24 protein-coding genes and 1 other RNA gene are annotated in these 21,043 nt (G+C 62.0%); 11 read left to right on the forward strand and 14 right to left on the reverse strand.

What is annotated here, in order from left to right; translation table 11 throughout:
* The first annotated feature begins 295 nt into the window (after positions 1–295).
* From ACIOWL_RS02305 to ACIOWL_RS02315, 3 genes are all read left to right on the forward strand, one after another.
* Complete coding sequence (locus ACIOWL_RS02305; protein WP_400381182.1) at positions 296–4,039, forward strand: multifunctional oxoglutarate decarboxylase/oxoglutarate dehydrogenase thiamine pyrophosphate-binding subunit/dihydrolipoyllysine-residue succinyltransferase subunit; 3,744 nt, start codon at positions 296–298, stop codon at positions 4,037–4,039.
* Positions 4,040–4,206: 167 nt separating this feature from the next.
* Positions 4,207–4,812, forward strand: coding sequence for a GDSL-type esterase/lipase family protein (locus ACIOWL_RS02310; RefSeq protein WP_400381184.1), 606 nt, complete (start codon positions 4,207–4,209; stop codon positions 4,810–4,812).
* 124 nt (positions 4,813–4,936) lie between these two features.
* Positions 4,937–5,011, forward strand: a complete 75-nt coding sequence (locus tag ACIOWL_RS02315) for a 50S ribosomal protein bL37 (RefSeq protein ID WP_369299107.1) — start codon at positions 4,937–4,939, stop codon at positions 5,009–5,011.
* Positions 5,012–5,144: 133 nt separating this feature from the next.
* Here ACIOWL_RS02315 and rsrA read toward each other — a convergent pair whose 3' ends face one another.
* Complete coding sequence (rsrA, locus tag ACIOWL_RS02320; RefSeq protein WP_400381187.1) at positions 5,145–5,405, reverse strand: mycothiol system anti-sigma-R factor; 261 nt, start codon at positions 5,403–5,405, stop codon at positions 5,145–5,147.
* A gap of 1 nt (position 5,406) precedes the next feature.
* Complete coding sequence (locus tag ACIOWL_RS02325; RefSeq protein WP_400381534.1) at positions 5,407–6,054, reverse strand: sigma-70 family RNA polymerase sigma factor; 648 nt, start codon at positions 6,052–6,054, stop codon at positions 5,407–5,409.
* 321 nt (positions 6,055–6,375) lie between these two features.
* Here ACIOWL_RS02325 and aroA point away from each other — a divergent pair, with 321 nt between their 5' ends.
* From aroA to crcB, 6 genes are all read left to right on the forward strand, one after another.
* Positions 6,376–7,683, forward strand: coding sequence for a 3-phosphoshikimate 1-carboxyvinyltransferase (aroA, locus tag ACIOWL_RS02330; protein WP_400381536.1), 1,308 nt, complete (start codon positions 6,376–6,378; stop codon positions 7,681–7,683).
* Positions 7,683–8,777, forward strand: coding sequence for a ribosome small subunit-dependent GTPase A (locus ACIOWL_RS02335; protein WP_400381190.1), 1,095 nt, complete (start codon positions 7,683–7,685; stop codon positions 8,775–8,777). The genes aroA and ACIOWL_RS02335 overlap by 1 nt, the downstream gene beginning before the upstream one ends.
* A gap of 14 nt (positions 8,778–8,791) precedes the next feature.
* A complete protein-coding gene (locus ACIOWL_RS02340; RefSeq protein WP_400381193.1) occupies positions 8,792–9,595 on the forward strand; it encodes an inositol monophosphatase family protein in 804 nt (267 codons plus the stop codon).
* A gap of 5 nt (positions 9,596–9,600) precedes the next feature.
* Positions 9,601–10,227, forward strand: coding sequence for a metal-dependent transcriptional regulator (locus tag ACIOWL_RS02345; RefSeq protein WP_400381195.1), 627 nt, complete (start codon positions 9,601–9,603; stop codon positions 10,225–10,227).
* A 132-nt stretch (positions 10,228–10,359) separates the two neighbouring features.
* Positions 10,360–10,836, forward strand: a complete 477-nt coding sequence (locus tag ACIOWL_RS02350) for a fluoride efflux transporter FluC (RefSeq protein WP_400381198.1) — start codon at positions 10,360–10,362, stop codon at positions 10,834–10,836.
* On the forward strand, positions 10,833–11,210 hold the full coding sequence (crcB, locus tag ACIOWL_RS02355) for a fluoride efflux transporter CrcB (protein ID WP_400381201.1): 378 nt from the start codon (positions 10,833–10,835) through the stop codon (positions 11,208–11,210). The genes ACIOWL_RS02350 and crcB overlap by 4 nt, the downstream gene beginning before the upstream one ends.
* 72 nt (positions 11,211–11,282) lie before the next feature.
* Here the strand turns inward: crcB and ACIOWL_RS02360 are convergent, their stop codons facing one another.
* From ACIOWL_RS02360 to ACIOWL_RS02410, 11 genes are all read right to left on the reverse strand, one after another.
* Positions 11,283–11,744, reverse strand: coding sequence for a DUF2568 domain-containing protein (locus ACIOWL_RS02360; RefSeq protein WP_400381204.1), 462 nt, complete (start codon positions 11,742–11,744; stop codon positions 11,283–11,285).
* A 329-nt stretch (positions 11,745–12,073) separates the two neighbouring features.
* Positions 12,074–12,442: a transfer-messenger RNA gene (ssrA, locus tag ACIOWL_RS02365) on the reverse strand.
* A gap of 130 nt (positions 12,443–12,572) precedes the next feature.
* Positions 12,573–13,052, reverse strand: a complete 480-nt coding sequence (smpB, locus tag ACIOWL_RS02370; protein WP_400381207.1) for an SsrA-binding protein SmpB — start codon at positions 13,050–13,052, stop codon at positions 12,573–12,575.
* Between the two features lie 54 nt (positions 13,053–13,106).
* Positions 13,107–14,540, reverse strand: a complete 1,434-nt coding sequence (locus ACIOWL_RS02375) for a peptidoglycan DD-metalloendopeptidase family protein (protein WP_400381210.1) — start codon at positions 14,538–14,540, stop codon at positions 13,107–13,109.
* Between the two features lie 57 nt (positions 14,541–14,597).
* The gene (ftsX, locus tag ACIOWL_RS02380) at positions 14,598–15,512 is read right to left on the reverse strand and encodes a permease-like cell division protein FtsX (RefSeq protein ID WP_400381213.1); all 915 of its coding nucleotides are present in this window, start codon (positions 15,510–15,512) and stop codon (positions 14,598–14,600) included.
* The gene (gene ftsE, locus ACIOWL_RS02385) at positions 15,509–16,315 is read right to left on the reverse strand and encodes a cell division ATP-binding protein FtsE (protein WP_400381216.1); all 807 of its coding nucleotides are present in this window, start codon (positions 16,313–16,315) and stop codon (positions 15,509–15,511) included. Before ftsE ends, ftsX begins: the two co-directional genes overlap by 4 nt.
* A 326-nt stretch (positions 16,316–16,641) precedes the next feature.
* Positions 16,642–17,757 (reverse strand): peptide chain release factor 2, encoded by a 1,116-nt coding sequence (gene prfB / locus ACIOWL_RS02390; protein WP_400381219.1) that lies wholly within the window; start codon positions 17,755–17,757, stop codon positions 16,642–16,644.
* Positions 17,758–17,806: 49 nt separating this feature from the next.
* A complete protein-coding gene (locus ACIOWL_RS02395) occupies positions 17,807–18,268 on the reverse strand; it encodes a hypothetical protein (RefSeq protein WP_400381222.1) in 462 nt (153 codons plus the stop codon).
* Entirely contained in the window at positions 18,261–18,710 is a 450-nt protein-coding gene (locus tag ACIOWL_RS02400; protein ID WP_400381225.1) for a hypothetical protein, read from the reverse strand. The genes ACIOWL_RS02395 and ACIOWL_RS02400 overlap by 8 nt, the downstream gene beginning before the upstream one ends.
* The gene (locus ACIOWL_RS02405) at positions 18,703–19,122 is read right to left on the reverse strand and encodes a TadE family protein (RefSeq protein WP_400381228.1); all 420 of its coding nucleotides are present in this window, start codon (positions 19,120–19,122) and stop codon (positions 18,703–18,705) included. Before ACIOWL_RS02405 ends, ACIOWL_RS02400 begins: the two co-directional genes overlap by 8 nt.
* A gap of 6 nt (positions 19,123–19,128) precedes the next feature.
* Positions 19,129–19,263, reverse strand: coding sequence for a hypothetical protein (locus tag ACIOWL_RS02410; protein WP_400381230.1), 135 nt, complete (start codon positions 19,261–19,263; stop codon positions 19,129–19,131).
* A 473-nt stretch (positions 19,264–19,736) separates the two neighbouring features.
* Here ACIOWL_RS02410 and ACIOWL_RS02415 point away from each other — a divergent pair, with 473 nt between their 5' ends.
* Entirely contained in the window at positions 19,737–19,964 is a 228-nt protein-coding gene (locus ACIOWL_RS02415) for a helix-turn-helix transcriptional regulator (RefSeq protein WP_400381233.1), read from the forward strand.
* 42 nt (positions 19,965–20,006) lie between these two features.
* Positions 20,007–20,594, forward strand: coding sequence for a hypothetical protein (locus tag ACIOWL_RS02420; RefSeq protein WP_400381235.1), 588 nt, complete (start codon positions 20,007–20,009; stop codon positions 20,592–20,594).
* 42 nt (positions 20,595–20,636) lie between these two features.
* Here the strand turns inward: ACIOWL_RS02420 and ACIOWL_RS02425 are convergent, their stop codons facing one another.
* Complete coding sequence (locus ACIOWL_RS02425; RefSeq protein ID WP_400381237.1) at positions 20,637–21,035, reverse strand: hypothetical protein; 399 nt, start codon at positions 21,033–21,035, stop codon at positions 20,637–20,639.
* Positions 21,036–21,043: the final 8 nt, after the last annotated feature.

Consider the following 21,043-nt stretch of genomic DNA (forward strand, 5'->3'; position numbering starts at 1 on the left):
TCTGGCCGGCTAGGAGAGTGTGATTCCATAGTGCGACTCAGTCTAGCCAATGGCGGGCAAATCTGCATTACCCCGCGCGGCTTACGCTCAACGGTGTCAGCAACCCGATAAACGGCAGTGTCATTTGCGCCACTTTCGTGAGTTTCGATACGTGCCGTGGCCAAGTGCGTAGAAAAGTTACTAGACTGGTCGGCAGGTCTAGAAATCAAAGTGAGTTCGGCGGTCAATATCACGTCCTCGTCAGACCACCGGCTCAAGCTAGAACAACGTAGAAATCAGGGAAGAGGCGTTGCACGTGCCAGAGCAAGCACACCACCGACTTACTGAAGAGTTCGGTGGAAACGAATGGCTAGTAGATGAGCTATTCGAACAGTATCTCGTTGACAAGAACTCGGTAGACAAGAAGTGGTGGGACATTTTCGAGTCCCTCGCCGCTGAAAAGTCGGTACCGGCCGCACCGGCAGCGAAGCCGGCCGCGGCCGCTGCCCCAACCACGCCGGCACCGGCAGCCCCTGCGGCACCGGCCGCACCACGCGCGGCCGCCGAAGCCCGCGCCACGGAGCCAGCCCCGGCTGCCGCCGCACCGGTCAAGAAGGCCGAGCCGTCGCCGAAGACCGCTCCAATTCCAGCCCAGGCACCCAAGCCGACCCCGTCGACCGAACTGTTCGGCGAGGAAAAGCGCACCGCCTTGCGCGGGCCGATGAAGGCCATCGCAACCAACATGGATGCAAGCCTCGCGGTCCCGACGGCCACCACCGTGCGAGCCGTTCCGGCCAAGGTGATGATCGACAACCGCATCGTCATCAACAACCACCTCAAGCGCGCCCGCGGCGGCAAGATCTCCTTCACCCACCTGATCGGCTTCGCCGTCATTCGTGCGTTGAGCCAGATCCCGTCGATGAATGTTACCTACGATGTCATCGACAAGAAGCCGACCGCGATCCAGCCGGCTCACGTGAACTTCGGTATCGCCATCGACATGCCGAAGCCAGATGGCACCCGCATGCTGGCCGTGCCGAACATCAAGGCCGCGGAGACCCTGAGCTTCAACGAGTTCTGGGCCACCTACGAGGACCTGATCAAGCGCGCCCGCGCCAACAAGCTGACCGCCGACGACTACGCAGGCACCACCGTGTCGCTGACCAACCCCGGCGGCATCGGCACCGTGCACTCGGTGCCGCGCCTGTCCAAGGGCCAGGCCGCCATCATCGGCGTCGGCGCGCTGGAATACCCGGCGGAGTTCCGCGGCTCGGCCGAAACCACCGTCGCCCGCCTGGGTGTAGGCAAGCACATCACCCTGACCAGCACCTATGACCACCGCGTCATCCAGGGTGCGGGTTCGGGCGAGTTCCTGAAGCTGGTCGAATCGCTGCTGTTGGGCGAGCAGGGTTTCTACGACGAAATCTTCGAGCAGCTGCGCATCCCGTACGAGCCGGTGCGCTGGGCCGTTGACAACCAGGTCGACATCGACCTGCAGATCAACAAGGTCGCCCGCATTCAGCACCTGATCAACTCCTACCGCGTGCGCGGCCACCTGATGGCGGACACCAACCCGCTGGAATACGTCCAGCGCAAGCACCCGGATTTGGACATCCAGACCTACGGGCTGACCCTGTGGGATTTGGATCGCGAATGGCTGGCCGACGGCCTGGGCGGCAAGGACCGCGCCCAGCTGCGCGACATCCTGGGCATCCTGCGCGACGCCTACTGCCGCACCATCGGCACCGAGTACATGCACCTGCAGGACCCGGTGGAGCGTGCCTGGTTCCAGGCCAAGCTGGAAAGCGGTTACGCCAAGCCGACCCGCGAAGAGCAGCTGCGCATCCTGAGCAAGCTGAACTCCGCCGAGGCGTTCGAGACCTTCTTGCAGACCAAGTTCGTCGGGCAGAAGCGCTTCTCGCTGGAAGGCGGCGAATCGTTGATTCCGCTGCTGGACGCGATCATCTCCGACGCGGCCGATGAGCAGCTCGACGAGGTGGCCATCGGCATGGCCCACCGCGGCCGCCTGAACGTGCTGACCAACATCGCCGGCAAAACCTACGCCCAGGTTTTCCGCGAATTCGAAGGCACCGCCACCCCGGGCTCGGTCCAGGGATCGGGCGACGTGAAGTACCACCTGGGCACCGAGGGTTCCTACACCTCGGATGCCGGCAACCAGACCAAGGTCTACCTGGCGGCCAACCCGTCGCACCTGGAAGCCGTGGATCCGGTCCTCGAGGGAATCACCCGCGCCAAGCTGGATCAGCTCGGCTCGGGCAATGCGGTGCTGCCGATCCTGGTGCACGGCGACGCGGCATTCGCCGGCCAGGGTGTGGTCTCCGAGGTTCTGGCCATGAGCCAGCTGCCGGGGTACAAGACCGGTGGCACCGTGCACGTGATCGTGAACAACCAGATCGGTTTCACCACCGCTCCGAGCTCCTCGCGTTCCTCGGTCTACGCCTCCGATGTGGCCCGCACCGTGCAGGCCCCGATCTTCCACGTCAACGGGGATGACCCGGAGGCCGTGGTGCACGTGGGCCAGCTGGCCTTCGCGTACCGCCAGAAGTTCGGCAAGGACGTCGTCATCGACCTGATGTGCTACCGCCGGCGCGGGCACAACGAGGGCGACGACCCGTCGATGACCCAGCCGATCATGTACAACCTGATCGAGGCCAAGCGCTCAACCCGCAAGCTGTACACCGAGGCCCTGGTGGGTCGCGGGGACATCACGCAGGAAGAGGCGGACAACGCACTGGCCGAGTACAAGGGTTCCCTGGAGCGGATCTTCGCCGAGACCCATGCCGCGCAGACCTCGCCGATCCCGATCATCACCCCGGGCTCGACCATCAACGACCTGGAGAAGCCATTCGCCCAGGCCGCCGATGAGAACACCCAGGACGGGGCTCGCCCGTCGGCCATCTCCGCGCAGACCCTGGCCCACATCGGGGACGTGCACTCGCAGATCCCCGAGGGTTTTGTGATGCACACCAAGCTGAAGTCGCTGCTTGAGCGCCGCACCAAGATGGCCCGCGAAGGCGGCATCGACTGGGGCTTCGCCGAGCTGGCCGCCCTGGGCTCGCTGTCCATGGAAGGTGTGCCGGTGCGCCTGGCCGGCCAGGATTCGCGCCGCGGCACCTTTGTGCAGCGCCACGCGGTCTTCCACGATCGTGAGAACGACAACGAGTGGTACCCGCTGAAGAACCTCTCCGAGGACCAGGCGCAGATCTCCATCTACGACTCGCTGCTCTCCGAGTACGCGGCCCTGGGCTTCGAATACGGCTACTCCGTGGAGCGCCCGGACGCGCTGGTGATGTGGGAAGCGCAGTTCGGCGACTTCGTCAACGGCGCGCAGACCGTGATCGACGAGTTCATCTCCTCCGCCGAGCAGAAGTGGTCGCAGTCATCCTCCCTGGTGATGCTGCTGCCGCACGGCTACGAGGGACAGGGCCCGGATCACTCCTCGGCCCGCATCGAGCGATTCCTGCAGCTGTGCGCGGAGAACAACATGGTGGTGGCCCAGCCTTCCACCGGTGCCAACCACTTCCACCTGCTGCGTCGCCAGGCCTACGCCCGCCCACGCAAGCCGCTGATCGTTTTCACCCCGAAGCAGCTGTTGCGCCTGAAGGCCGCGGCCAGCTCCGTGGAGGACTTCACCAGCGGCGGTTTCCAGGAAGTGATCGGCGACGCCTCGATCACCGACGCAAACTCCGTGGACAAGGTGCTGTTGTGCTCGGGCCGCGTGTACTACGACCTGCTGGCCGCCCGCACCAAGGCCGGGGATCAGAAGACCGCGATCATCCGGGTGGAGCAGCTCTACCCTGCTCCGGTGGAGCAGATTGCCGCCCAGCTGGCCAAGTACCCGAACGCCAAGGCGACCTGGGTCCAGGATGAGCCGGCGAACCAGGGCCCGTGGCCGTTCTTCGGCCTGTACGTGGCACCGCACCTGCAGCAGCAGATCTCCCTGGCCTCGCGCCCGGCATCTGCGGCGACCTCGGCCGGCAACGCCAAGCGCCACGAAGCCGAAAACGCAGTGTTGATGCAGCAGGCTTTCGCCCGCTAAGCCGCCTCGACGTCGTCCCCGGCGCCGCAGCCGGCGAACCGCACCCGCTCAGCGGGCTGCTGGTTCGCCGGCTGCGGCATTTAATGCCGTGCCACCTCCCGGATCGGGCACGGCAACACTGCTAAGGTTGACAGCGATACATCTTCTCCCAACGAAAGGTCGCCAAGTTGGAGTTACGCACCATTCGTATCACCGCCATCGGAGACGAACTTCTTGCCGGCCACGGCGACCCGCGGGGCCTGGGCTGGTTCGGCCGCGTCATGGCGCGCACCCAGGATCCCGCGCTGCGCCTGCAGTCATTTGTGCTGGCCGCCCCGGCCGAAGGCTCCGAAGCCCTGGCCGAACGCTGGATGGGCGAGGCCTCGCGGCGGTTCAGCGACCAGTTTGAGAACCGGCTGGTGATCGCCCTGTCCGATCGCGACGTCGACCTGGGGGTGAGCACCGCACGCAGCCGGCTGAACCTGGCAAACATCCTGGATTCGGCCTCGCAGATGAACATCAAGGCGTTGCTGGTGGGCCCGGCTCCCGGTTTGGATGATGAACGCAATGACAAGGTTGCCGAATTGAACCGGGTCTATGCGGATGTGGCGATGCGCCGCAACCACCATTATGTCGACACCTTCGCACCGTTGCGCACCCACGCGCAATGGCGCGCGGATTTGAACGCCTCGGGCGGGGTGCCCGGCCAGGCCGGGTACGGTTTGATGGCGTGGCTGGTGCTGCATCGCGGCTGGTATTCCTGGCTGCAGCTGCCCGAACCCAGCGCCGGATAGCCAACCCGGCACCGGACGGCGACCTCACACGGTGCCCGTTAGGTTTTTGCCACCCAAATGTGAAAGACTATTAGTCGGCTCGAAACCTTCGAGCAGTTGAAATTGATCCCTCTAAGGAGTCACCATGTCGAAGCGCGCTCGTAAGCGTCGCGATCGCAAGCGTGGCGGTGCCAACCACGGCAAGCGCCCAAACAGCTAAGCGAAGCGAACAGACGAAGAACCCCGTAGCACTCGAAGCATTTCGAGCGATACGGGGTTTTTCTTGTGCCTTGGTGCCTTGATGCCCGCAAGGGGCGTGACGGCGTCTGCTCAAGGGTGCCGGCGGCACCAGCCTAGTGGCCGGATTCGATCCTGATCTGGGAGATGCGGGTGATGATGTTGGCCTTGAGCTGCTGCGGGGCCTGCTCCTGGCAGCTGCGGCGCACCACCGAGCGGATGATGCATTCCAGGTCGTACTGCTCGGTGCATTCCGGGCAGTGCTCCAGGTGGGCTTTGACCTCTTTCAGGTCGGCCAGCGTGAGGGCTCCGTCGAGGTACTCGTAGATCCGCACGATCCGCGCGTCGGAGCAGTCCCCCAAAGAATTGCAGTCCATCTTACTTCGTCCCTCCATCAACGTTGGCCGCGGATTTGGCCGCCGCCTGGATTCCACGATCTGCCGCGTAGTCTGCCAGCAGTTCCCTCAGTTGCTTGCGCCCGCGGTGCAACCGCGACATGACCGTGCCGATCGGCACCCCGAGGATCTCCGAGGCTTCCTTGTAGCTGAAACCCTCGACGTCGACGAAGTACACCGCCAGCCGGAAGTCCTCGCCGATCGACTGCAGCGCCGCCTTCACATCCGAATCCGGCAGGTGATCCAGGGCCTCGACCTCCGCGGAGCGCAACCCCGAGGGGGAATGCTCCATGGCCTGGGCCATCTGCCAGTCCTCAACGGTGTCCGTGCTGGTGCGCAGCGGCTCGCGCTGGCGTTTGCGGTACAGGTTGATATAGGTGTTGGTCAGGATCCGGTACAGCCAGGCCTTCAGGTTGGTCCCCGGCTTGTACTGGTGGAAGGCCGAATACGCCTTCGTGTAGGCTTCCTGGACCAGGTCCTCGGCATCGGACGGGTTGCGTGCCATACGCAGCGCGGCAGAATACAACTGGTCCACATAAACCAGTGCATCCCGCTCAAAACGCTCGCGGCGCTGCGCCTCGGACTCGGCGCCCGTCTCGGGAAGGTTCGCGTCCACACTCTCGTTAGTCATCGCCCTAAAGTCTACGCGCTGCGCGGCGTTTACGGGCAGGGAACGGGACGGGCGCTGCACGGTGTGCACGGCGCCGGCGGGGTCTACCACGGTGCTGGTGTCTTCAATCGTCGTCACACTGGGTTCAACGATCGGGGCGCAAACCTTATTCCCGCGCCGATCTCGGCTAGGATTTAAGCAGGCGCCGACTCGAAGACGGACATCGCGCAGGCGCCTGCAACAGTATCTGCTTCAGCGCCGCAGCAGCTAGGCCGCACAGTTAGGATCAGCCACATCAACACCGTACCCAGCACCGGAGAATCCCCTTCGCCCCGCCACGAACTGAACTGGTGGCCCGCGCCCTATGCCGCGGCGCCGGTCGACACCACGGTGCGGGTGCCCGCTTCCAAGTCGCTGACCAACCGGTACCTGATCCTCGCCGCGCAGGCTTCCTCCCCCAGCACCATCCACAACACCCTGATCAGCCGCGACACGCAGCTGATGCTTGAAGCGCTGGAGGCCTTCGGTGTGGGAATCGAGCGCATCGAGCAGCCCGACGGATCAACCACCGTGGTGATTTCCCCGCCACAGCGGCTGAACGCCGGCCCGCTGACGGTCAGCTGCGGATTGGCGGGCACCGTGATGCGTTTTGTCCCGGTGCTGGCCGCCGTGGCCGGCGCGGTGGCGGACTTCGACGGCGATGAGGCGGCCCGGGTGCGCCCCATGGCACCGGTGCTCGATGCGCTGGCCGAGCTGGGGGTGAAGTTCACCTTCCACGGCGCGGAGGGCATGCTGCCATTCACCATGGATGCCGGCTCCCCTACCCTGCCTGAGACCGTCACCATCGACGGTTCGGCCAGCTCGCAGTTCATTTCCGCGTTGTTATTGTGCGCCGCCTCGCTGCCTGGCGGGTTGCACCTGCAGGTGGCGCCCGGGCCGCTGGCATCCCCGGATCATATTGCGATGACCGTGGCGACGCTGCGCGAGTTCGGCGTTCAGCTGGAGGTTGATCCCGACGGGCGCGGCTGGAAGGTCGCGCCGCAGCGGATCGCCGGTTTCACCGCCACCGTGGAACCCGACCTGTCAAACGCCGGGCCGTTTCTGGCCGCCGCGCTGGCCACCCGCGGCGTGGTGCGCGTCCCGTTCTGGCCGGCGCAAACCACCCAGGTGGGTGGCAAATGGGTGCAGATCCTCACCGCCATGGGCGCCGAGGTGACCCTCGGTGAGGATGCGGTGCTCACGGTGCGCGGGACCGGGGTGATCCGCGGGATCGACTACCCGGATTCCTCCGAGCTGGCCCCCACCCTGGCCGCGCTGTGCGCTTTGGCGGACTCCCCCAGCACGCTGAGCGGCATCGGGCACCTGCGCGGGCACGAAACCGACCGGCTGGCAGCGCTGCAACAGGAGCTGGGCAAGGTCGGGGTAGCGGTGAGCGTGAGCGAGGACGGGCTGGCGATCACCCCCGGCCCGTTGCGCGCGGCGGACCTGGACAGCTACGAGGACCACCGGATGGCCACCGCTGGCGCGTTGCTGGGCCTGGCGATCAACGGGGTGCGGGTTGAAAACATTGCCACCACGGCCAAAACCATGCCGGACTTCGTGCAGCTGTGGGACGCGATGCTCCAGCAGCCCGGGCAGGACACCAAATAATGCGGTATTCGGAGTACGACGAGTCATCGGTTCGGGTGCGGCCCAACAAAAAAGGTTCACGCCCGCGCACCAAGGACCGTCCGGCCCATGAGCAGGCGGTGATCGGCCGCATCATCACCGTGGACCGCGGGCGCTACACCGCGATCCTGGATGAGGACACCGCCGACGAACGCCTGGTCATCGCCGCCCGGGCCCGCGAGCTGCGCCGCCAGGCGATCGTGCCCGGGGATATGGTGGCGCTGGTGGGAGACACCAGCGGCAAACCCGACACGCTGGCGCGGCTGGTGCGGATCGAAGAGCGCAGCACCTTGCTGCGCCGCAGCGCGGATGACACCGACGCCACCGAACGCGTGGTGGTCGCCAACGTGGACAAACTGGTGATTGTGGTGGCCGCCGCCAACCCGGAACCGCGCACCGGATTTGTCGACCGCGCGCTGGTCGCCGCCTACGACGCGGGAATCCAGCCGGTGTTGTGCGTGACCAAGGCCGACGTGGCGGATCCCGGTGAATTCCTCTCCCACTACGAGGGGCTGGATTTGCCGGTGGTGATCTCCCGCACCACCGATGCCAGCGCGTCGGGGATCGACGCGCGCAGCGCCGACGGTGCCAGCGCCCGGTTGGACCTGCGCGCCCTGCAGGAGCTGAACGAGCTGCTCTCGGGGTGCGTCTCGGTGGTGCTGGGGCACTCGGGGGTCGGCAAATCCACCCTGGTCAACGCGCTGACCGGGGCGGATAGGGCCACCGGCCAGGTGAATGCGGTGACCGGACGCGGACGCCACACCTCCTCCAACGCGCTGGCCCTGCGCCTGGGAGAGAGACCCGGCTCCTGGCTGATCGACACCCCTGGAATCCGTTCCTTCGGGCTGGGGCTGGTGGACCCGGAAAACATCCTGGCCGCCTTTGAAGACCTGGCCGATATCGCCACGAACTGCCCGCGCGGGTGCACCCATGCGGCCGGCGAGGCCGGCTGTGCCCTGCAAGCCTGGGCCGACGACGAATCCACCGGCGCGCAGGCCGCCTCGCGGCTGGCCTCCTACCGCCGGTTGGTCACCACCGAGGAAACTACGCACGAAAAGGAGCTCGGCGCCCTCTAGGCGCCGCACCACCAATGGCTGAATACACCCTGCAGCAAGATCTCGACTTTGCGCTCGCCCTGGCCGACGCGGTCGATGCGTTCACCCTGGCCCGCTACGGCGCCAACGACCTGCTGGTCGATACCAAACCGGACATGACCCCGGTCTCCGACGCAGACCGCGGGGCGGAGCAACTGATCCTCGCGCAGCTTGCCGCGCACCGCCCGGGCGATTCGGTGCTCGGCGAGGAGTTCGGGGTTCACGGCGACTCCTCGCGCCGCTGGGTCATCGACCCGATCGACGGCACCAAGAACTTTGTGCGCCGGGTTCCGGTGTGGGCCACCCTGATCGCGCTGCTGATCGACGACGAGCCGGTGCTCGGGGTGGTTTCCGCCCCGGCGCTCACCCGCCGCTGGCATGCCGCGACCGGGCTGGGGGCTTATGTGAGCGAACCGGGCGGCGTTCCCGGCTCCATCGCCACCCGGCAAATCCAGGTCTCCGGGGTCGCCTCGCTCGCCGACGCGTCGTTGTCCTACGCGTCGCTGAGCGGATGGAAAGAGGCCGGCAAACTCGACGGGTTCCTTGAGTTGCTGGATCAGGCTTGGCGCACCCGGGGTTATGGCGACTTCTACTCCTACATGTTGCTGGCCGAAGGCGCGCTCGACGCCGCGTTCGAACCCGAGCTGGAACTCTACGACATGGCCGCCCTGGTGCCGGTGGTGCGCGAGGCCGGGGGGCGTTTCACCTCGGTTGCCGGGGTGGAAGGGTGCCATGGCGGCAACGCGCTGGCCAGCAACGGGGCGCTGCACCCGGCGATCCTTCCCTACCTGAATCGTTAGTCCCCATGCCCCGCAACCGCGACCCGCGCGCGCTGACCACCAGCGAAGAGGACTACCTCAAGGCGCTGTACCTGCTGACCGAATGGGAAGACACCCCGGTGAGCACCGGAGCGCTGGCCGACCAGCTGGGCCTGTCCCCCGCCTCGGCCACCCCCATGGTGCAGAAATTGGCCGCGAAATCGCTGGTGAACCATGTCCCGCGCGGCGCGATCACGCTCAGCGCCAGCGGACGGCGCGAAGCGCTGCGCATGGTGCGCCGCCACCGGTTGCTGGAAACCTTCCTGCGCGACGAGTTGGGGTACGGGTGGGACGAGGTCCACGATGAAGCCGAGGCGCTGGAGCATACGGTGACCGACCGCTTCATCAACGCCTTGGACCAGCGCCTCGGCCTGCCGCAACGCGATCCGCACGGGGACGTGATCCCCGCTGCCGACGGTTCGCTGCCTGCCACCAAGGCCGTGAGGCTGGACCGCTTTACCGGAAGCCGCGCCATCGTGGAGCGGATCAGCGATGAGGATCCGGACTTTTTGCGTCGCGCCAAGTCCCAGGGATTGGTTCCGGGGGCCGCGATCGAGCTGCCGCATACCCTGAACTACCTGGATGCCTCCCTGGTCTGGGTCCTCCCGGGCTAGAGCGAAGGCCATACACCGTGTTTTCTCTTCCAAGCCCCTTAGGGCGCGGCGAGGTGTTGAGCACCCGCCGCGCCGCATCCAGGGCCCGCAACCTTCTGGGCGCCAGCCCCCGAGCGTACAAGGCGGTGCCCCGTGGCTGAACAGGTTCCCGAACCCCCGCAGACCGGCGCCGCACAGGACAGCGCCGCACAGCATGCGCAGCGCCGCCAGTTTTCTCACCGGCTTGCGCACCCTGCAGACCTGCTGCTGGTATTCCTCGGCGGTGCCGCGGGGACCGCAGGGCGTGCGGCGCTGAGCCTGGTGATTCCCTCACTGGGTGCGTTTCCGCTGGCCATCTTCGGGATCAACATCCTCGGTGCGTTCCTGCTGGGGTTGTTGTACGAGTCGCTAAGTCGCGGGGCGGCCGGTCGGGCTCGTGCCCGGCGGATCAGGTTGCTGATAGGTACCGGTTTCCTGGGCGGCTTCACCACGTATAGCACCTTCGCGCTGGACGGTGCCCTGCTGCTGGGCGCAGCGGCCACCGGCACCGCTGTCATTTACCTGGTGGGAACGATCCTTGCCGGGGCCGCCGCCAGCTGGGCTGGCATTGTGCTCGGTGCGCGCCGATGAACACCATGCTTTTTGTGATGCTCTGCGTGTGCGGTGGATTCGGGGCCTGTGCGCGCTACCTGATCGAAGGGCTGATCGCCTCCCGGCTTTCCAGCGCAGTGCCCTGGGGAACAATCCTCATCAACCTCAGCGGCTCGTTTTTGCTTGGCCTGCTGACCGGGCTGGTTTCACAACATCTTTTGCCCCAGGCTTGGCAGCTGGTCATCGGAACCGGGTTCCTGGGCGGTTACACCACCTTCTCCACCGCCAGCTTTCAGACCGTGAGCCTATTACGCGATGGCTACCCGATAACCAGTTTGTTTAACGCCTTCGGCACCCTCTGCGGCGCGCTCGCGGCCGCCGGGTTTGGCCTGCTGGTCGCGTCGTGGTGGTAGCCGAGAACCGCTGACCGGCCAGATGCGATGAGCCAGGCCAAACGGCCTGGCTCAGAAATGGTGGCGCGGTTTTCAGCGTGCGGCGCGTCGCCCGCGCGCCGGTTGCGGCGCCGATGAATCCTGCCTGGCCGCCGGAACGAGCTGCGGTTCGCGCTTCGTTCGATCGTGCGGGACAACATACCCGCCGGTTGCAAGAATGAGGATGGCACTGAGCCCGGTGAACGCCAGCATGGCGATCGCCCAAATCTGCGATTGTTCGGTGAATGAACGGTCGATGCTCAGCCACAGTACGTAGCTGCCAACCAGGTAAATCAGGTGAATCAGCGTCAACCGGGTGCGGAGGCGAAGCTTGACGACTGCTTTAGGTGAAAAGAAGAGCGACCAAAGAACAAGCAGTGGAACAACAACCACGAGGATCGCCGGGATCGTCGGCCACGGAACGTAGGCAATGGCCGCCAGGGCCGCGGCAAAAAGCAAACCGACTTCCAGCAAGAAGGCCACTGCCGCGTATAGCGATGCGAGAATCGGTGACACTTGCTGGGTCTTGTTTTTGCCCATCACTGACTGCCTCGCTCTAGTTCCGCATGTTTCGCCCAAGTTTGCTCTCGGTATCTACTCAATTCTATGTGCTAATGAGGGTGCCCGCGAGCAGACTCGCGCGAGATCTATCGCACCTGCGAGCCAATTTTGGGCGGGAACACGCTCCAAAACCGCAACCGAGCGGTTATTTCAAGCGCTGGCCATCGCATCCCAGGATGACTCTAACGCGTAACATCAATTGCCGGTTTTAGGCATCACTTTCGGCGTTCCAGACTACGCGCACAAAGAAAACCCCGGAAACTCAACGTTTCCGGGGTCTAATATGGTGGAGATGGGGAGAATTGAACTCCCGTCCGATGTAGTGTTGCCAGGTCTTCTCCGGGCGCAGTTTGCAGCGGATTTTCTCTGCCCCAGCCATCACACAAACAAGTGGCTGATCCGGGCACAGTTGCCTAAATATGTACCCGACAGCGGCAACAACCGCCGGATACAGTGGCTATCTAAATGACGTAAGGATCAGGGGCGATAGCATCCCCTGGCTTACGGACTGTCTGGCTGCTTAGGCAGCGAGAGCGAAGTCAGTGCGCTTAGATTCGGCACTTATTGTTTTGCAAAGAGCGTTTACGAGATAACTTTGCGTCCTCGGCCCGCTTCATCTGTCGCGACTTACACCGTCGAAACCGATCATCCCCGTATTTTGTTGTCAGTTTCGGGCTTACCCCGAATACAACCGCACCGAAGTGCATTAAACAATCATAGCGCACCTCTGGTTGGAAACCCAACGAGAGGTACGCCACCGATTTTTCTCAAGCCGCGATCTGATTAGGCATGACCGCGGTTACGCTCACGCATGGCTCGTTGCGCTTCGCGGTTGTCCTGCTTTTCACGCAACGTCTGGCGTTTATCGAATTCACGTTTACCGCGGGCAATGCCGATTTCAAGTTTCGCGCGACCCGATTTGAAGTACAGGCTCAAAGGCACGATGGTCAGGCCCGCCTCGGAGACCTTACGTTCGATTTTGAGCAGTTCCTGGCGGTGCAGCAACAACTTGCGGCGGCGGCGAGCCGCATGGTTTGTCCAAGAGCCATTGAGGTACTCCGGGATATAGCAGTTCTCGATATACAACTCGCCGCGGTAGAACTGACCAAAGCCGTCCACCAGTGATGCCTTGCCCTCGCGCAATGACTTCACTTCGGTGCCGGTCAGCACCATGCCGGCTTCGAATGTGTCGAGAATTTCAAAATCGTGGCGAGCCTTGCGGTTGCTCGCAATCACACGATCTTCTTGGTTCTTCTTAGCCATGACACTCCTTGCATGTCGCGGGCGGATTCCCGCGCACAAGTAACAAGTCTAGCGCTAGAGAAGTCCCAATGGGTTCACGGCTTGGCCGTTGACGATGGTTTCGAAATGCAGGTGGCATCCGGTGGAGTTGCCGGTAGTACCCACGTAGCCGATGACCTGGCCCTGGGTGACCTTTTGTCCAACGCTGACGGCAACCTTTGACATGTGATGATAGTTCGTTGCCAGGGCATTGCCATTGACGACGCCGTGCGAGATCGTCACCTTGTTTCCGGAGGAACCACCCCAACCTGCGACCCAGACCTCTCCGTCGGCGGCAGCGGTGATCGGCGAACCGCACTGGCCGCCGAAGCCCCAGTCGATTCCGGCGTGGACGTAACCGCCCTGTCCCCCGTAGTCGATGGTGCCGGCAGGTGTTGGGCGCCAACCGAAACTGGAGGTGATCCGGTTACCGGTGGTTGGCTTCACCAGGCCCCAAGCGCTTGAACCTGAGCTCTTGGGTGCCGCTGGAGCGGTGGTTTCCTCAGGCACGTAGGTCTTTTTGGTATAGGTTTTCTTTTTCGCCTTGGCTTCGGCGGCCAGCTTGGCCTGCTCTGCCTCGTAGGCTGCCTTGCGCTTGGCTTCCGCCTCGGCTGCCTTGCGTTTGCGTTCTGCTTCCTCGCGTAGCAGGCGCTCTTGGCGTTCCTTGATATCGGCCTGCACCTGAGCGTATTCGGCCTGCTGAGCGCTAAGCTTGGCTTGGATCTGCGGCTTTTGGGCTTCCAGCTGGGCGCTGAGGGATTCGGTGCTGGCAACCAGCGAGTCCAGCTCGTCCTTGGCGGTCTGCGCCGCGTTGCGGGCGGCTTCTTCCTGGGCCAACGCTTCCTCGGCCTGGGACTTCAGCGAAGAAATTTCCTTCTCCACCGCGGCCAAGCGGACCTTGTTGTTCTCGTTATTCGCCTTTTCTTGAGCCAGGTCGTTGTACGCGGAGTTCTGGGATTCCATGGCGCGGTTGGCCATATCAAGCCCATCGGCCATGGCGGTCGCGGAGTCCATGTTAAGAATCATGTCCAGTCCGCCGGATACTCCGCCACGCTTGTAGGCTTCGGAAGCGATCTTGGCCATCGCGTCTTCCGCCTTGGCCATCTCGGCGTTATTGGCTTCGATCTCGGCGGCTACCTTGTCCCGGGTTCCCTGAGCGCTGATCAAACGATCGTTAAGATCCGCGACGGCCGCCTGGGCATTGGCGACGCGGCTCTGCGCGTCGGCAAGCGCTGCCTGCAATACCGGCACTTGGGCTTGCTGATCTCGCAGCTTCTGATCAGTTGCCTGAATGTCTGCATCCAGGAACTCCATGTCCTGTTCCAGGCTGTCGATGTTCTCTTGAACTTCGACCTTTTTGTCATCGAGCTCGTCGGCGATCACGAGACCTGCTGGCAACGTCAGGGCAAGAGCCATGGTTCCACCGAGGGTGGCGCGCAGGAACTTGCGCCGAACTGCGTTGGACAGCATAGGTCTCCTTTGGAAGTGCAAAATACAGGATGGAACCGAAGTGAGAGGCCGGTGAGGCTAAACCTTCAGGTAACGCTTCAACGTTACCACTGATGAAATTGTTGCTAAAACGATACCGATTATCAAGAGCAGCGGAGCAACCAGCCAAACCTCGCTGGTGGAAATGAACGCAACACCAACGTTCTCACTAGCGAGTTTGTCCTCAACAAGGAACTTCATCAGCAACCAGAGCGTCCCGGAGGCCAGCACGCCGCCAATCACGGAAGCGATCACGCCTTCGATGATGAATGGAAGCTGAATTGTTGCTTTCGATGCCCCCACCAAACGCATGATGGTGGTTTCCAGCCGCCGGTGCATGGCAGAGAGTTGAATCGTTGTGCCGGTGAGCAACACCGCACAAGCAATCATCACGATGGCCACAATCGCCGCTGCAGCCGAAGCGACCCGCACCAGCTGGAAGACCTTCTCCAAAAGCTCACGTTGGTCAACCACTGAATCGACACCCGCGACCGTAGAGAACGCTTCGTTGATGACCTGATATTTCTCGGGGTCTACCAGGGCAACGCGGAAGGATTCGGGAAGCTGATCGGCCTTGACCTGATCCACCAGCGATGAGTTCTTGTACTGATCCAAGAAATTTTTGAAGGCGTCGTCCTTGGACTCGTACGCGATTTCCTTCACATACGGGGCAAGCTGCTCCGACTCAAGCATGGTCTTAATGGATTCGCGCTGTTCATCGGTGACCGAGTTGCCGGCGCAATTGGGCGAGACGCTGGTGTCGTCGCAGAGGTAGACTGCGACCTCCATGCGGTCGTACCAGTAACCCTTCATCTGGTTGATCTGCAACTGCAAAAGCGCCGAAGCGCCGACGAAAGTCAAGGACACAAAAGTCACCAGGACCACCGAAACGACCATGACGACGTTCTGGCGCAGCCCCTTGACGGCTTCGCGCAGGATAAATCCTAGTCTCACTGGTCTTCGTCCTTCTTTTCGTCTGCGACTTCAGGCAGCACGCGCTCATCGTTCACTTCATCCGGCGCATCACCGAAAAGCAGTGCCCGCGAGCCGTCCTGATTCACCACGGTTGTCATTGGTGTGTACTGGCCCTCGGCTTCATCGCGGACAACACGTCCGGAGTTCAGCTCAATTACTCGATGGCGATATTCGCTGACCAATTCGTGAGCGTGGGTGGCCATGAGCACGGTTGTGCCGTTCTGGTTAATTCGATCGAGCACGTTCATGACTTCGATGCTGTTTTTGCGGTCGAGGTTGCCGGTAGGCTCATCAGCCAGCAAAATGGCTGGCTTGTTCACGATCGCTCGGGCGATGCCCACACGCTGCTGCTCGCCACCGGACAATTCGGTTGGCTTGCGTCGCGCCTTGTCCTCCAGTCCCACAAGCTTCAACGCGTCAGGAACACGATCGCGGATCTGTGTGCGGGAGGCACCGATAACTTCCATCGCGAAGGCGACGTTGTCGAACACGGTACGTTCGCGCAACAAGCGGAAGTCCTGGAACACAAAACCGATGTTGCGACGGAGTTTTGGCACACGCCGGCTGGGGATGCGATTAAGGTTTTGCCCTGCGACGTAGACGGCACCGTCGGTGGCCCGCTTCTCGCGCAGGACAAGGCTGAGGAAGGTTGATTTTCCGGAGCCGGATTCGCCGACAAGGAACGCGAACTCGCCGCGGTTAATCTCGATGCTCACGTCGTCCAGTGCAGCGTTTTTCTGCTTGGGCTCGTAAACCATCGAGACGTTTTCGAATTTAATCATGTCTTCAATCGCCAGTTCTCGTCGGGGCGCGACCCACGAAAACCAATCTCGAGAGCAAACGTCTTCTGATGCGCCAATCAACCAAACCTTATCGGGATGGGATGGTCATCAAGGGGCATTCGTGGGTGTGTTGCCAGATTCATCAGCTACTAACAGCTGGCACAAATTATTTTTTCCTCAACCGAACCCTGTGTTGGCAAGCGGTTCTTGTCGGCCAGCCAGCCAGAGACCGACCTTGGCCACCGAGACGTGAGTTTTCTCAAACGCCACGATCGATAGTGCCGGCGGACCGTCGTGGTGCACGCCGACACTGCTCGATATAGGTCCTATTTGCCTGGGCGACGCTGCGTGGCCCGCCAGCGGATGCCAGCGTCGATGAAGTCATCGATCTCACCGTCGAGCACGGCCGCGGTGTTGCCGACCTCATGCTCGGTGCGCAGATCTTTAACCATCTGGTAGGGGTTCAGCACGTACGAGCGCATCTGGTCGCCCCACGAGGCTTTGACGTCGCCGGCAAGTTCTTTCTTCTGAGCATCCTGCTCGGCCTTCTTCACCAACAGAATGCGCGACTGCAGCACACGCAGCGCGGCGGCGCGGTTCTGGATCTGCGACTTCTCGTTCTGCATCGAGACAACAATGCCGGTCGGAATGTGGGTCATACGCACCGCGGAGTCGGTGGTGTTCACCGACTGGCCGCCGGGGCCCGAAGAACGGAAGACGTCGACCTTGATCTCGTTCTCCGGGATCTCGATCGAGTCAGTTTGCTCGATCAGCGGGATAACTTCCACCGCCGCGAACGAGGTCTGCCGACGACCCTGGTTGTCGAAGGGGGAAATACGAACCAAACGGTGGGTGCCGGCTTCTACCGAAAGGATGCCAAAGGCGTAGGGCGCATCGATTTCAAAGGTGGCCGACTTCAGCCCGGCCTCTTCAGCGTATGAGGTATCCATGACCGTGGCGCTATAACCACGTTTTTCGGCCCAGCGCAGGTACATCCGCAACAGCATTTCGGCAAAGTCTGCCGCGTCGACGCCGCCAGCACCGGAACGAATCGTCACCACTGCCCCACGAGCGTCGAATTCACCGTTCAGCAGGGTCACGATTTCCAGATCGTCGAGGGACTTGCGGATTGAGACCAGCTCTTTATCCGCCTCGGCCAGGGTATCGTCGTCGTTTTCCAGCTCCGCCAGCTCGACAAGTACTTCCAGGTCATCGATGCGGGTGCGAAGCTTGTTCAGGCGCTCCAACTCCGATTGGCGATAAGAGAGTTTGCTGGTGACGATCTGCGCGCTGGCCGGATCATTCCAAAGATCCGGAGCCCCGGCTTCCTCGGAAAGGACAGCGATGTCAGCCTTGATTTGCTCAACGTCGCTCACGTCCTCAATGGCGGCGAAGGTCGCGCGGAGCGAGCGGATTTCAGCGGAGAAGTCAGTATTTGCCATGGTCTTCTAAGCGTACGCCATTGGCGGTGTGGTTCCAGATTTTGAGTCGCTAACGACTGAGCACCGTTCGTGCCGATGAATGCACCGTGATGGGAATTCCGGACGGCACCACCCACCCGACAATGGGTGGGGTGACAGTCCCAGTCAGCGCAATTTCCGCGCCTTGTCCCCCGGGCAGCACCGCAACGGAGACGATAGCCAGATTATCGATCCTGCCAGCCGCTCCCACATCTGCGAGGTAACGCTGAGCACCTTGCTGAACCTGTTGGGCGGTGAGCTGGATGCGCGGGGCGCCGCCATCGGCGACAAACTCGAATTCGTCCACCGCCGCGACGATCGCCCCGTCGGCAAGGGACAGGAGTTGTCGTGCTTTGAGATTCACCGCACTCGCGGCGAGCACCACCGAAATGGTCAGCAAGGTGACGGCGCACAATCCGATGGCCAGCACCAATGATTGGCCTTCTTCGCGCCGAAGCGCGCACCGGAGGCAGGAGAACCACGTGTTAGCCAAAACGATCAACTCGTTGCGCCGCAGTAGAGTCAACGGTGAAGGCCGACGCGCGCAGATAATCGGAAACCACTGGCAGCGGAACATCGAGGCTGACGGTTACGGTCACCACGGAGCCGGGGCTCAGGCACTGCGCATCGCACGAGATACTGGTGTGCGCCCCGCTGAATCCGAAGTTCGCCATGGCCCGTTCGGCCACCGCTTGGGCGTTGGAGTGCGCCTGCGCTGGATTCTGCGCGAGGGCGAACACCTTTGCGGCCTGATCGGCCGCGGAAACCACGGCGTAACTTCCAGCTTCCAGCGCGGCAGCCGCCAAGACCAGATAAATCATCGGGATCAGCAGGATCGTGGAAGCGAAGATAAACTCCACGATGGCGCTGCCCCGCTCATCGCTCCGGCAGCGGCGCGAGAGCGCGAACAACGTGAACCGGGTGCGCTTAGCCATAACGCACCGCATCCGAACTGACGCTCAGATTCCACCCGTTGGGCAGGAATCCAACAAGCGGAACCCTGGTATTGACCGTGACCGTAACCAGCTGGCTCTCGCCGATCACGGTAGTAGCCACCGACACGTCCTGGGCAAAGGAACCGTTCAGCGATTCGGTAATGAGCGTACGGGTGCGCCCGGCCGCGTCGGCTGGCGAACGATTGGCCAACGCGCCGTAGTGGGCGCCGTTGGCTGCCGCATCGGTGAGTGTGTTCCGGACGTGAAGCGCCAGGGCGAGCTGGATGATGGAGAATGCCAGCACGATCAAGAGCGTGGTGATCATGACGAATTCTGCAACAGCGGAGCCGTGGTCGCCGTTGCAGTTCCTGCGCCCGGCCCGTTTGGTTCGCCGGATTCTCCGCTGTCGCACGCTGGCCTATCCCAACCCGGACACCCTGTCGATGGCTTGGTTAAACAGGTCTTGGAGCCGTGGCCCGGCGATCGCCAGCAGTGCGGCAACCAACAGGGCGCTCATGAGGGTGATGATGCTCCAGTTGCTAGCATCTTTCAAGTCACTTTCACTATCGTTGTTATGGCTAAACCCAGACCAGTCTCAGCGTAAGAATTCGCTCGGGTTCCACGTTGAGAACCCTCACTTCCGGTATAAATTTATTTACCTGCCCAACTTGCTATTTGGAGTTTGAGCGGGTAAACTTATTATCAGAAAGGAGGTACAAAGTGGAACAAATTGGAGCACTCCTAGCGGGGCTAGGAATCTTCCTTGGAGGACTTGCAAGGCTAATAACAGCCACCAAATCCAAGAAGAAGAAAAAGTAAAGGTGAACCCCGGCTACCGTACATAGCCGGGGGGCACCCCTCCAATCCACTATGACACAACATGGACAAGACCGGAATAATCCTCGTAGCGATCGGCGTAATCGTATTTTTCCTGCCAGTCGCACCACTAGCCAAACTACTGTTAGGCCTCGGCGCCCTACTCATCGGCGCTAGCCTGCTCATCCGAGCACTCAAAGAGAGGAAAGAATGACCACACGATACCTATCACTCAACGGTGTAGCTGAGCGTGTTGGGATCTCGCCAACCACAGCTAAGACCTACTCGGATGACGGGCGCCTGCCAGCACCGGACGCGATCATCGGCAAGGAGCCGCGCATAACCCGGGGTTGGCTCCCCGAAACCATCGATGCATGGAACGCCGCGCGCCCGGGTCGCGGCGGCCGGCCACGCAAGGAACCGCGGAACGAAGAATAATTTCGACCCGTATACTCTTTCTAGACCAAATGGAGGAAGTCAGTGAAGAAGACCATTATCACCGCCGGCGCTCTGCTGGCCGCTCTCGCAGTAACTGGGTGCACGGCAGTCAATCAGTCGGCAGAACCTTCGCCAAGCCCAACGGCAGCGTCCAACGCACCCGAAATCGCAAGTTCCGAGCCATCGGCAACACCTAGCCCTGCATCGACTCACGTTCCAAAAGATACTGGAATCGAATTCGACGGAGCCTCTGAATCCCTAAAGGCTCTAGCAGTGGAGAAATATGCTGAGTGGGATGAATACAACGAAAAGGATTCCCAGCGGTTCCGGGGCGCGTACAAAGTCGGGCATGTTGTCATGTTGCCAAAAGTTGATCCCGGCAAGGAAGGCGAATGGGCGAAGATCCTCGAATGGTCCATGCCTTCAGAAAATGAGGTTGTTGGCAGGATCGAAGGAAACCAATGGTCTGAGTCTGAGTTGCAGATCCCAGGCACCACAATTTCTTGTGCTCTGATCAACGATGATCAAAAAAGTTTCAAAACAACATTCACAACTGAGAACGGGAAGATTTCAGGTTCGTACGGCTGCGAAAACGCCGATGACACCGAAGACTCTGCGGACATCTCTTAAATGAGAAAATCCCCCTCGCGTTTTCAGCGAGGGGGATTTTACTTACTTAGCGTTGTTGTTGAGGAAATACTGCCAGCACTTAACCACTTCAACATGCGGCCAGCTGATAGTGCATGAACCGCCGGCACAATAGCCGCCCATAGTGCTTCCCGGACGTGCGCCGATCACATACCAAACGGCATCACCCATGGCACTCTTTGTCATGGTTCCAAAGTCTCCATCCAGCGCTCCGGCGTAGCAACGAGTCTTGGGATAACCCGGCAGGTACTTGGTGCGCAGGTACTGCTGAACACCTAGAGTAGTCCAGTAGCCCCATGATCCATCAACAGAGCGGCCCTGTGCGTAGTACCCAACCTTCTTCAGCCAACGCTGCAAGTTGACCACAGTCTGCTTGGTTACGTATCCGCTCACTTCGGATGCCTTGTAAGGAAGATCAGCCATGGTATTGG

The sequence above is a fragment of the Glutamicibacter sp. NPDC087344 genome (assembly GCF_044744225.1).
Taxonomy (GTDB): Bacteria; Actinomycetota; Actinomycetes; order Actinomycetales; family Micrococcaceae; genus Glutamicibacter.